This window comes from Hoeflea sp. CAU 1731 (assembly GCF_039888615.1).
In the GTDB taxonomy this organism is placed as follows: domain Bacteria; phylum Pseudomonadota; class Alphaproteobacteria; order Rhizobiales; family Rhizobiaceae; genus Flavimaribacter.
This window is the reverse complement of record NZ_JBDQQS010000037.1, coordinates 1-11,132: the sequence shown is the minus strand read 5'-3', so window position 1 is coordinate 11,132 and position 11,132 is coordinate 1. Positions and strand designations below refer to the sequence as shown.

The window sequence follows — 11,132 nt, the reverse complement described above, 5'->3', positions numbered from 1 at the left end:
AAGGGGATGCAGCATGGCTGGCAAGACTCACCGATAGGAAGGACTATAGTGGCCATCATCCGTCGACCACTCACGAGATCGAGATGATCTGGTATATGACAACCACCGGAAGGCAGCGATTCGCAAGAATGAGAGGACTATGGCTCAGAAGTCCAATTCGCCACAAGGCACAGTACAAACGGTCTCAAAAGCGCTTGCCTTACTTGAGCTATTCACGACCGATGTTGAATGGCTTGGGGTACGCGAAATCGGAAGAATACTCGATATTAACAGCGCTACAGTTCACAATCTGCTTCGCACCCTCGCCAGCTCAGGTTTCGTTGAGCAGCATCCTGAGACTCGAAAATACCGGCTCGGGCTCGCACTCGTTCGGCTTGCCGGAACTAAGCTCGCTCAGTTAGATCTGGTGAAGGTTTGCTCGCCCCACATGAAGGCTCTGATGGAAAAGACGGGGGAAACGGTAACCCTTTCTGTCTTGCACGGTTCGGAGCTTCTTTACCTCGCGAAAAACGAAAGCACCGAACCGATGCGTGTTGCTTCTCGCGTCGGCGGCAGTGCCCCTTTGCATTGCTCTGCAAACGGAAAAGCCCTGCTTGCGTTCATAGAAGAGGCGCAACTGTCCCAGCTCCTTTCGCAACCCCTCAAGCGCTTCACATCGGAAACTATCGTTGATTCGTAAGCGAAGCTTTGTCCCCATTTGATTGATGGGTTTCCCCTCGGTTTGTGGTCTGCGATTCTTGGTTGTTCAGGCAGCCAGGAGGAGACTGAGGGCGATGGAGCTATCGGGCGAGGAAGCCGAAGCCGACGGTTTTGTAGGGAAGCTTGCGCGCCGTACCCGTTCTGGAGGCCGGTTGTGGTCTGCGGAGACCAAGGGGCGCGCTGTTTTCGAGACCATGAAGCCTGGCGCCCGCGTATGTGATGTCGCACGGCGTTATGGTGTCAAGGCCCAGCAATTGACGACGTGGCGCAGATTGGCGCGTGCCGGCCGGATCGCATTGGTCACGGACGAAGCGGCGGATTTCGTGTCGATCGAGTTGAGTGATCCAGCGGCGTCAGGCAAGAACGAGGGGCCTGTCGAGATTACGATTGGCAAGGTTTCGGTTCGCCTGGACGCGGACGTGTCAGCGGTGCGGATCGCGGAGATCGTGACCGCGATCGAGCGCGGCGCATGATCATTCCGGCGCAGGGACTGCGGATTGTGCTTGCTGTACGTCCTGTCGATTTCCGGTGCGGGCACGACGCGCTGGCCGGCCTCGTGCAGAACACGCTCGGGCTCGATCCGCATTCGGGCCTGATTGTGGTTTTTCGTTCGAAGCGCGCCGACCGGCTGAAGATTTTGCTATGGGACGGCACGGGCCTCGTTCTAATCTACAAGCGCCTTGGTCGCGCTGGCCGTTTTGAGTGGCCGCAGATCAGCGGCGGCGTCATGCATCTGACGCGGGTGCAGTTCGAAGCGCTGTTTGACGGGCTGAACTGGAAGCGTGTGGGCGAACGGATCGTCGCAACACCAGCTGCGGCGAACTGACTCGGGGGCTGACGATTTGTTTCGCACGGCGCCTCGGGATGATAGCTTGCGGATGTGCCACCGTCCGCCATTGATCCCGCCCGTCTTGCAGCGCTGCCCGCCGATTTGCGAGCGCTCTTCAGCGCGCAGGAAGCGATGCTCGCAGCCGAGCGTCGTCGCGCTGATGACGAACGCACGGCGCGCCTTCATGTCGAGAACGAACTGGCTGCGTCCAAACAGATCGTCGACCGTCTCGAACTGCTCGTGAAGGAGTACGAGCGCGCACGCTTCGGCAAACGCTCGGAGAAGTTCAATCCCGATCAGATGCAGCTGGTGCTCGAAGACATCGAGATCGCCATCGCCGAAGTCCAGGAGCGCCAAGACGATCGTGCGCGCCGCACCGGCGCGGCACCGTCGGGCCGCCGGGCCAGCCGCGCCGCCCGCGCCTTTCCCGCGCACCTGCCGCGCATTGAGCAGGTGATCGAACCCGAGAGCCTCGAGTGTCCCTGCGGCTGCGGCCAGATGGTCCGGATCGGCGAGGATCGCTCCAGACGCCTCGACGTGACGCCGGCCCAGTATCGCGTGGTCGAGACGGTGCGACCGCGCTACGCCTGCGCGACAGGATGCGCTGGCGTGCGCCAGGCGCCGGCGCCCGCCCATCTGGTGGAGGGTGGCCTGCCCACCGAGGCGATGCTGGCGCAGGTGGCGGTCGCCAAGTTCAGCGAGCACATGCCGCTCTATCGTCAGTCCCAGGTTCTGGCCCGGCATGGCATCCTCATCGATCGTGCCGTTCTGGCGGATTGGATGGGAACGGTCGCCTTCCACCTCGCGCCGTTGATCGAGCGCATGAGCGTCGTGATGAAGCAATCGGGCCGCTTGTTCATGGACGAGACCAGGGCGCCCGTGCTCGATCCGGGCCGGGGTCGAACCAAGACCGGCTATCTGTGGGCTGTCCTGCGCGACGATCGCGGCCACGGCGGCGCTGATCCACCAATCGTGGTCTACCACTACGCGCCAGGACGCAGTGGCAAACATGCCGAGCATATCCTCGACGGCTTCGACGGCATCCTTCAGGTCGATGGATACCAGGGCTATCACAGGCTCGCACGACTCGAGCGTCAAGGCGGCGCGCCGCTGCGGCTGGCCGCATGCTGGTCCCACTCCAGGCGCGAGATCATTGCCGCGACTCCGAAGGCCGGCTCACCCATCGCCGAAGCCGTCCTCGCGCGCATCGCCGCGCTCTATGCAATCGAGAAGGAGATCCGTGGCTCCGACGCCGCGATCCGACAAAAGGCGCGCAACGAGCGATCACGGCCGCTCGTCGCCGAACTCGAGAGATTCCTGCGCGAGCAAGCCGCCCGCCTGTCGCCGGGCAGCGAGATGGGCAAGGCGATCGCCTATCTGCTGAACCATTGGGCTGGCCTCACTTTGTTTCTCGACGATGGCCGCGTTGAGATGGACACTAACCCCGTCGAAAATCAAATCAGACCGCTGACTCTGACGCGCAAAAATAGTCTATTTGCAGGTCACGACGAAGGTGGCCGTTCATGGGCCCGCATAGCTTCGCTCATCGCCACCTGCAAGATCAACAGCGTGGAGCCCTACGCCTGGATGAAAGCGACCCTCGAAGCGATCGCAACCGGTCACCCGCAGTCGCGGATCGACGAACTCTTGCCCTGGTCGTTCGCCCGCACCTCCTAATTCTCCGCAGCTGCCGCCACAGTCGCGACCTCAACGATTTGCAACGCGTTGATCAACGGATTTGCAGTCCGTTGCGCCAACGCGTTGCAATCCGTCCCTCCAAATCTTTGCGAATGGGACGTGGACGTCGCTTACGTTGATTCTGAGATATTGAGAGCTGAACTCCAGGACATTCGGCGTTTAGGCTATGCTGTCGATCTTGGCGGCTACTTACCAGGTGTGAATGCGGTTGGAGCACCGATTCGTGACCAGACCCACAAAGTGGTGGCGTCGCTCGGAATCGTTGGACCTGCCAGCCGTCTTAAGGAGGAGAAACTGACCTTCTGCACCATTCATGTACAAGAGGCCGCAGCTGAAATGTCTCGTTCATTGGGGTGGAACAGGAGGTAGAGGCAAGTGTCCGGGCCAACCGCTGCGCAGTTGGCCGGGACACTTGTATTTCGCTGAAAAAGTCAGAACATCGCCTGGGGTATAAACAATGCAATTTGGGGGAAAAGTACGAGCAAAAGCAGACAGAACCCCATTGCAAACCAGAATGGCAGGACGCCGCGAAAAATCGTGGCCATGGGCACATCACCGGCAATACTTTTCACGACAAATACATTCATGCCGACAGGAGGCGTGATCATACCCATCTCAATCATGATAACGGCTACAACACCAAACCAGATCGGATCAAAGCCCATCGACATCATGATGGGGTAGAAGATGGGAACAGTCACGACCAGCATTGCTAACCCGTCCATGAACATCCCCAAAATCAGATAGGCAACAACGACAAGAAACAGCACGCCATAGGGGCCGAGACCAGAAGACGTCATTGCTTCGCCCAACATCGACGGCAATTGTGTCATCGATAGAAACGGATTGAGGACTGCTGCGCCTATAATGATCAGGTACAGCATGGCTGTAGTGCTGACCGTGTCGCTAACCGCTCGCCAAGCGGTTGACGGAGTCAGCTTCCGCGTAAATAGAGCCAAGATAAGGACCAGTCCCGCGCCGATGCCGGCGGCTTCGACTGGCGTGAATACACCAAGATAAATACCCCCAATTGATACTATGATTACCGTTAGCAGGGGCGCCGCACGGAGTGTGGCAGCCATACGTTCCTTTAGCGGAACATGAGCTCCGCGCGGTCCCGCTTCTGGATTTCGAAGCGAGATGAGGGTGACCGTGAGAATGAACAAGCCTGCAAGCAAGAGACCGGGGAGAATACCCGACATGAACAATTGGCCAATGCTTTGTTCGGTGAGAATGGCGTAGATAACAAAGCCGGTTGATGGTGGGATAAGGAAACCAAGGGTGCCACCGGCAGCAATCGCACCCGTTGCGAGCCCGCTGGAATAGTTGAAACGCGCCATCTCTGGCAGTGCGACACGTCCAATGGTAACCGCAGTCGCCACCGATGAGCCACTGACGGCGGAGAACGCCGCACACCCAAGGACTGAAGCCGAAGCAAGACCTCCAGGGAGTCGCCCCACCCATGCAAAAGCCGCTTCGTAGAGCCCACGGCTGAAGCCGGCTACCGAAGCTATATTGCCCATCAATATAAATAGAGGGATGACGGTCAACGAGTAGTTGGATACCTGAGAGAATGTCTCCGTAACCATTAAGGCGTTCGCCGAACGGAAGCCATTCAGCATCCACGTGCCGAAGAAGCCCACGGTCAGCATCGCCATCCCAACTGGCATGCGCAAGACCATCAATACGAAAAGCGCTACGATGCCGAAGAGGCCAATCGAAAAATCAGTCATCAGCGCCAGGTCCCCCGCGAATGAGGTCAACTATTTGCAGGACCAGAACAACTGCAAAAAGGGCACTCCCGAGCGCCATGAGTCCATAGAATGGCCAGAATGGGACACGCAGCATGTTGGATAGGTCGTTATACTCCAGTGCTTCACGCAGTTTTAGCCACGAGCGCCAAGTCAAGAGGTACATGAGGTAGACGCCTACGGCACGCGAGAACAAGTCGCCAATGAAACGGCCCCACACGCCGATATGCTCATCGAACACATCAACTCGCACATGTCCGTCGCGCTGGGCGGTGCCTGGCATTGCGAGCATAACCAACGCGATCGAGACTAGCTGAATTATCTCATCACTACCGAGGATTGGGGTCTGAAAGAAATAGCGCATGATGACGCCAACAAAGCTGGTGCATAAGATAATGGCTAAGGCTAGAGCTGACAGAGACGTTAAGAAGGCAACCGCCCATTCGATTACTATCGAATGGGCGATGCCTTGCTTCTTTTTTATTGTCGGAGAGTTAGTCATTCTGTAGCGCTTCGACATAGGCGCGTGCTGCAACGCCTGTTGCTTCGACTTCTTCAATCACGCTCTCGACCACGGTACTAGTTGCGGCATTGAATTTCTCGATTTCTTCCTCTGAAAGCGTAATTACTTCTTTACCTTCCGTTCCAGCGAAGTCCTTGAGGGCGGTGGATGCAACGCCGAGCCAAGCCCTATTGCCGTTTCGTGCGGCTTCCTGACCAGCATCGAGAACAGCTTTTTGTTGCTCTTCACTAAGCTCCTGGAAACTGTCGAGATTCATCACCATCAAAAACTGGGAAATCGACGTATCCATACCGACTGTGATGTAGTTTGTCACCTCTTCCAGTCTGAACCCTGTCAGAGCTGTGGCGTCAATCATCGCTCCATCGATGACCCCCGTTTGCATCGCATTATAAACTTCACTTGCAGGCATGGAAACGGGAACACCTCCCCACGCTTCGAGCACAAGGCCTGCGTTACGTGATGGGACGCGAACCTTCATGCCAGCAAGATCCTCGAGCTTACGAATTGGCTTGGTCGCAGAGAACAAAAACGACGGTGCGTTATTCCATAGGGCGAGCAGCTGAACTCGACGATACTCCTGAGAGAGCTTGTCAATGTTGGCCAGCATGCGTTCGGTACCGGTCTCAGCGTCAATCACACCGGGCAGGTCGGCAAGAAGGGTCAATGGAAATGTAGAGGCCGTGTAACCCGGCATAGCCAAGACGATATCAGCGACGCCATCGACAGCACGATTGTACTGCTCGTTTGGGCCTGGGCCAAGCTCCCCTCCCATATAGAGTCGGACGGTTAAATCCCCGCCCGTTGCCTCTGACACTGCGTTCGCAAAAGGCTCATATACCTCTTCAACAATAAAATGCGAGGGCGAATGAAAATCGGCAAGTTTCAGATCACGGGCAAAGGCGGGCAATGTCGACAGAAGCGCTGTCGCGGTCACTGCGGAAACCAACATTTTCGAGAACATCATATTCCTCCTTGGCTTGATGTTGCTAAACTTACGTAGTCCGGTCTTTCTCAACATGCGGCCACGCGATTGGCGTCAGAATTACCTTGCGCTGCAAAGGCAGCCTTCGCAGGCGAGTGCTATGTTTGTGATCTCAGAGGCTGCCCCAAAAAGAGTTGAGTGATTTCAGCCAGTTGTGATTCCTTCGGATTTGCAAAGATTCGATGGAGAGCACGATGGCCTGGACTGAAACCACCCGGCGGCAATATGAGCGTCAGACGAGCCGATATGCAAGCGATGTTACGGATCGCGAATGGGGATTTATAGCTGGCTTCATGCCCGCACCTCGCCGTCTCGGCCGTCCCCGCAAGACCGACTTGCGCGAGGTTGTGAACGCGCTTCTCTATATCGCTTCAACAGGGTGCCAGTGGCGAATGCTGCCCAAGGATTTTCCACCCTGCTCTACGGTGCAGCGATATTTCTATGAGTGGCGGGCGATGGATCTTTGGTCACGGATCAACCACCACCTCGTTATGGAGGCCCGGGAACTGGAGGGGAAAGATGCCTCTCCGACGGCGGGCGCCATCGATAGCCAAAGTGTCAAAACGACCGAAAGTGGTGGTATCCGGGGCTTCGATGCGGGCAAGAAAATCAAGGGTCGCAAGCGCCACATTGTTGTCGACACGCTTGGGCTGATGGTCGGCCTCATGGTACACAGCGCCGATATCCAGGACCGCGACGGTGCTCCCGATCTCCTCAAATCCATTCGCAACCGCTGGCCATGGCTCCTCCATGTCTTTGCCGATGGCGGCTATGCGGGCGAAAAACTGAAGAAACGGCTGCAGAAAATCGGCAAATGGACGATCGAAATCATCAAGCGCTCTGACCAGGCCAAGGGTTTTGAGATCCTGCCCCGCCGCTGGGTCGTCGAGCGCACATTCGCGTGGCTTGGCCGATGCCGAAGGCTGGCAAAGGACTTCGAAAAATCCATCGCTTCAGCAGAAGCCTGGATATCCATCGCCCACATCCGCCTGCTCACCAGGCGTCTCGCAAGGTATGGATATCGTTGATGCCTTTTCGAGTCCGACTCTCACACTTCGAAGAAAACCGTCTCCCTCTGTCCTTGAAGGCGGATTGTGATGTGAAAGGCGGCATCATCGATCTTTTCTGCGATAAGCGTAGCACGCTCATCACTCGACAGGAGAGCCAAGATCGGGTCTTCATCATTAGAGACTTCATCTGCGAAATAGATTCTCGTGTATAATCTGCGGTTCAATCCCTTTCCAAAGATGGAAAGCGCAACGTGAGGCGCCTGTAAGATCCCTGCGGATGTCGGAACACGACCCGGTTTCACAGTGTGAAATGTGAAGGAGCCAGACTCATTGCAGTGGGTGCGGCCAAAGCCCGTGAATGATGACTTTCGTGGGTTGATTTGTGCACCTACAAAATTGCCATTTCCATCAGGCTGCCAGAGTTCGATCATACCATCAGGGATGGCATGATCATCTCCGTCGATGAGCGTTCCCGAAATTGAAATGCGCTGTCCCACAGCATCGTCGGTGGCGAGGTTCCTTCCAAAAATAGGAGGGATCGTTTGATAGTCGTCTGGCGTCAGGCAGTAGGCATAGAAGGGACCGACTGTCTGAGATGGTGTGATCGTCATCGGGGCTTCAATGCGCATGAGTTTCCTCGAAATAGTTCCCGTTTCGGCCCCGCAGAACAATGTCAAAGCGGTAAGTTAAGCCCCATTCAGACTGTGTAGCCTCAAGATCGAGCGAAGCCACCATTCCTCTCTTTGAGAAATCCGGCGCTGCATTATAGATGGAGTCATATCTGAGCAGGGGATCGCCCTCGAAGTAGAGTTGGGTGACCAAGCGGCTCAAAAATGACGGCCCGAATAAAGAGATGTGAATGTGGCGTGGACGCCAGACGTTGTGCAGTCCCACGACCGGATAAGCACCAGGAATAATCGTAATAAATGAATATGAGCCGTCGCTTCCGGTAACGGTACGGCCAGCGCCCGAAAAGTTTGGGTCAAGGGGTGCTAAGTGCTGATCTAACTTATGAATATAGCGACCAGCTGCGTTCGCCTGCCAGATTTCCAATAGTGCGTTTGGAACGCCGCGGCCGTCTTCATCGATAACACGCCCCGTAATTCGAATGCGCTCTCCTATCGGCTCTCCGTCATGCTGACGAGTCAGATCCGAGTCTTCTGGACGAACACTTTCGTGTCCATACACAGGCCCGTACAACTCCGTAGCAGTCTGCGGAATATATGTTAAGGGCCGGGATGGAGCGCGCTTTCTGGTAAAGATGTAGGCCGGCGTATCATAAGGCGGATGCATGCCGACGCTATCGGAGGGATATTCCGCCGGCACTTCGGGCCAGCCGGGGAGGAACAAGGCCATGAGCACTTACCTGTTCATATAATCTAAACACTGTTCAATAAGCTAGAACACTTTTTCTTGCCCGTCAACGCCGTCCCGAGTTGCAGGCCGTCGTCTAAGATCATTTGAGCGGTTCTAGATTGGCTATCGCTTCAAAGAGCTTGCCTCTCTTTGCGCTGGGATATGTCTCGGAGTTTACGACCCGGAATAGCTTGGACTGCGAGGTTGCCGAACCGAGAGAGAGCAACGACCTGAAAAGCTGTTTGCGGCAGGTTTGCGGACGCAGAAATCGGGTTGCAGGCGTCGGAGTTTAACACCGAATCTCTGCCAAAGCCTTTTCGCCGAACCTACATCGGTGGGAATAATATCCTGGTCCAACTATTGAGCTAGCGCACCTGACGAATGGGCTGCTCTTGCAGAGCGCCAAACCTCCGCTCCGTCTAGTCGACCGAACTATTCGAAACAATCGATCATTCTGATCCATTTTTTGCGTTGGACCCTGCGGTGTTGGAATGAGATTTCGTTCGATGCATAGATGGAGTATCAAGTGTCTGCTCGTTCCCCGGTCCAGTCAAAGCAACACTCGACGTCTTTTCGGATAACGACTAAGCTGCAGGATATCTTACCTGGGATATTCCTTGCTGCGGTCGTCAGTGGTGCGGCCTATTCGCTGCGTGGCTTCCCAGCGCTTGCCATTTTCAGCCCGATGATCCTCGCTGTCATCTTGGGCATCATCTTTGCAAACATCATTGAGATTCCCCGTGGCGCGGCTGCCGGGATCGCCTTCTGCCAACGTCCAATTCTCAGGACAGCGATTGTGCTGCTCGGTTTTCAGCTCACCTTTTCGCAGGTCCAGTCCGTTGGCATGGGTGGTTTCCTCATCGTTGCCGTATCGCTTTTTGCAACCTTTATTGCAACATTGGGAATGGCGCGCCTTCTTGGTGTGGAGCGCAAGCTGGCAGAACTGATCGCTGCTGGCACCTCGATCTGTGGCGCCTCCGCGATCGTGGCAACGAACTCCATCACCGATGCCGATGATGAAGATGTGGCTTATGCCGTCGCATCTATCACTCTGTTTGGCACGGTCGCGATGTTCATCTTCCCATTGCTCATGCCGGTCTTTGGGCTCTCAGCGGCAGAGTATGGACTTTGGGCAGGCACGGCGATTCACGAGGTTGCACAGGTGATTGGCGCCGGTTTCCAGAACGGCATGGAGGCAGGCGAGATCAGCACAATCGCCAAACTCTCTCGCGTCGCAATGCTGGCGCCCCTCGTGCTCGCGCTTGGCTATTTGGCCTCGCGAAGTCGGGCTGACGAGGTGTCTGCCCGCGCTCCAGTGCCTTGGTTCGTCTTTGGGTTTATTGCCGTGGTTGCCCTCAACAGCCTTGTCGACCTTCCAGAAGCTTTCACGGCGACCGTTCCCAAGGTAACCACGTTTCTACTCACTATGGGCTTGGCAGCCATGGGGCTGCGGACGAATGTGGGGGAGATTCTTGCCAAGGGTATTAAGCCCTTGCTGCTGGCCTTTTCGGCGTCGATCTTCATTGCCGCGTTAAGCCTCGTCCTGATAAAAATGTTCTAGAAAAATTTCTCAATCCCAAGGGAATAATATGCCGGCTCCGCATCTCAAGCGGGGCTCATGAGAGATCAGGTTTAGATGACACTGGAACAGCTACGAATTTTTGTTGCCGTCGCCGAACGTGAACATGTCACGCAGGCGGCTCGGGATCTCAACCTGACGCAATCTGCAACGAGTTCGGCCATAGCGGTCCTTGAGGCGCGTTATCAGACGAAGCTATTTGACCGCGTCGGCAGAGGCATCGTACTGACAAGCGCGGGCCATACGTTTCTTGCAGAAGCGAAAGCCGTGCTCGCTCGGGCGGAAGCCGCTGAGCATGTACTGGCTGACCTTGCCGGACTGCGCCGTGGAACGATCCATATCGCTGCGAGCCAGACCGTCGGGAACTACTGGTTGCCGCGTTACCTGCACAAATTCAAAGAGGCACATCCAAGCATATCCGTATCGCTCACGATCGGCAACACGGCGCAAGTAGCGGCTCTCTTGCGAGAAGGCGTCGCTAATTTGGGCTTTGTAGAAGGGGAGGTGCGCGACCCCCGCATAGACGCGACGCCAATCGCCTCCGACGAGTTGCTGCTTGTTGCTGTCGTTTTGCATTTAACCTGGGTCTGCCTCACTTTGTGTGGAGATCGGACAATTGGATGGGCATCATCCGCGCTCTGAGAAGCTCTGCACCCGCTCGGCCATACATAGCGCGCTTGATCGTCTTCAGTCGGTTGATCTGAC

Annotated in this window: 12 protein-coding genes and 1 pseudogene; 8 read left to right on the top strand and 5 right to left on the bottom strand. The window is 56.2% G+C overall.

Annotated features, from left to right (window positions below; genetic code table 11):
• Positions 1-139 precede the first annotated feature (139 nt).
• The 5 genes from AAFN47_RS27795 (at position 140) to AAFN47_RS27775 (ending at position 3,595) form a co-directional block, all read left to right on the top strand.
• Entirely contained in the window at positions 140-679 is a 540-nt protein-coding gene (locus AAFN47_RS27795) for an IclR family transcriptional regulator (RefSeq protein WP_127601124.1), read from the top strand.
• A gap of 94 nt (positions 680-773) precedes the next feature.
• Positions 774-1,172: a transposase gene (locus tag AAFN47_RS27790; protein WP_024585272.1), complete on the top strand. Its 399-nt coding sequence runs from the start codon at positions 774-776 to the stop codon at positions 1,170-1,172.
• Positions 1,169-1,525, top strand: coding sequence for an IS66 family insertion sequence element accessory protein TnpB (tnpB, locus tag AAFN47_RS27785; protein ID WP_024585271.1), 357 nt, complete (start codon positions 1,169-1,171; stop codon positions 1,523-1,525). Before AAFN47_RS27790 ends, tnpB begins: the two co-directional genes overlap by 4 nt.
• A gap of 135 nt (positions 1,526-1,660) precedes the next feature.
• Positions 1,661-3,205, top strand: a complete 1,545-nt coding sequence (tnpC, locus tag AAFN47_RS27780) for an IS66 family transposase (protein WP_238720028.1) — start codon at positions 1,661-1,663, stop codon at positions 3,203-3,205.
• A 120-nt stretch (positions 3,206-3,325) separates the two neighbouring features.
• On the top strand, positions 3,326-3,595 hold the full coding sequence (locus AAFN47_RS27775; protein ID WP_164749967.1) for an IclR family transcriptional regulator domain-containing protein: 270 nt from the start codon (positions 3,326-3,328) through the stop codon (positions 3,593-3,595).
• 62 nt (positions 3,596-3,657) lie between these two features.
• On the opposite strand, the gene AAFN47_RS27770 is transcribed toward AAFN47_RS27775, so the two are convergent.
• From AAFN47_RS27770 to AAFN47_RS27760, 3 genes are read right to left on the bottom strand one after another with little or no spacing between them, the layout of a single operon-like run.
• Positions 3,658-4,959, bottom strand: coding sequence for a TRAP transporter large permease (locus AAFN47_RS27770; RefSeq protein ID WP_035228604.1), 1,302 nt, complete (start codon positions 4,957-4,959; stop codon positions 3,658-3,660).
• The gene (locus AAFN47_RS27765; RefSeq protein ID WP_155276024.1) at positions 4,952-5,536 is read right to left on the bottom strand and encodes a TRAP transporter small permease; all 585 of its coding nucleotides are present in this window, start codon (positions 5,534-5,536) and stop codon (positions 4,952-4,954) included. Before AAFN47_RS27765 ends, AAFN47_RS27770 begins: the two co-directional genes overlap by 8 nt.
• On the bottom strand, positions 5,472-6,464 hold the full coding sequence (locus AAFN47_RS27760) for a TRAP transporter substrate-binding protein (RefSeq protein WP_206020966.1): 993 nt from the start codon (positions 6,462-6,464) through the stop codon (positions 5,472-5,474). Before AAFN47_RS27760 ends, AAFN47_RS27765 begins: the two co-directional genes overlap by 65 nt.
• Before the next feature lie 212 nt (positions 6,465-6,676).
• Here AAFN47_RS27760 and AAFN47_RS27755 point away from each other — a divergent pair, with 212 nt between their 5' ends.
• Entirely contained in the window at positions 6,677-7,510 is an 834-nt protein-coding gene (locus AAFN47_RS27755; protein ID WP_127601122.1) for an IS5 family transposase, read from the top strand.
• 20 nt (positions 7,511-7,530) lie between these two features.
• Here AAFN47_RS27755 and pcaG read toward each other — a convergent pair whose 3' ends face one another.
• Together pcaG and pcaH are read right to left on the bottom strand one after the other, a co-directional pair.
• Entirely contained in the window at positions 7,531-8,121 is a 591-nt protein-coding gene (pcaG, locus tag AAFN47_RS27750) for a protocatechuate 3,4-dioxygenase subunit alpha (protein ID WP_051796746.1), read from the bottom strand.
• Positions 8,111-8,848 carry a protocatechuate 3,4-dioxygenase subunit beta gene (pcaH, locus tag AAFN47_RS27745; protein ID WP_499812450.1) on the bottom strand — a complete coding sequence of 246 codons (738 nt, stop codon included), beginning with the start codon at positions 8,846-8,848 and terminating at the stop codon, positions 8,111-8,113. The genes pcaG and pcaH overlap by 11 nt, the downstream gene beginning before the upstream one ends.
• A 526-nt stretch (positions 8,849-9,374) precedes the next feature.
• Here pcaH and AAFN47_RS27740 point away from each other — a divergent pair.
• Together AAFN47_RS27740 and AAFN47_RS27735 are read left to right on the top strand one after the other, a co-directional pair.
• A complete protein-coding gene (locus AAFN47_RS27740) occupies positions 9,375-10,409 on the top strand; it encodes a YeiH family protein (protein ID WP_238720027.1) in 1,035 nt (344 codons plus the stop codon).
• A gap of 75 nt (positions 10,410-10,484) precedes the next feature.
• Positions 10,485-11,003 (top strand): annotated as a pseudogene (locus tag AAFN47_RS27735) (LysR family transcriptional regulator); the annotation flags it as partial.
• Positions 11,004-11,132 lie beyond the last annotated feature (129 nt).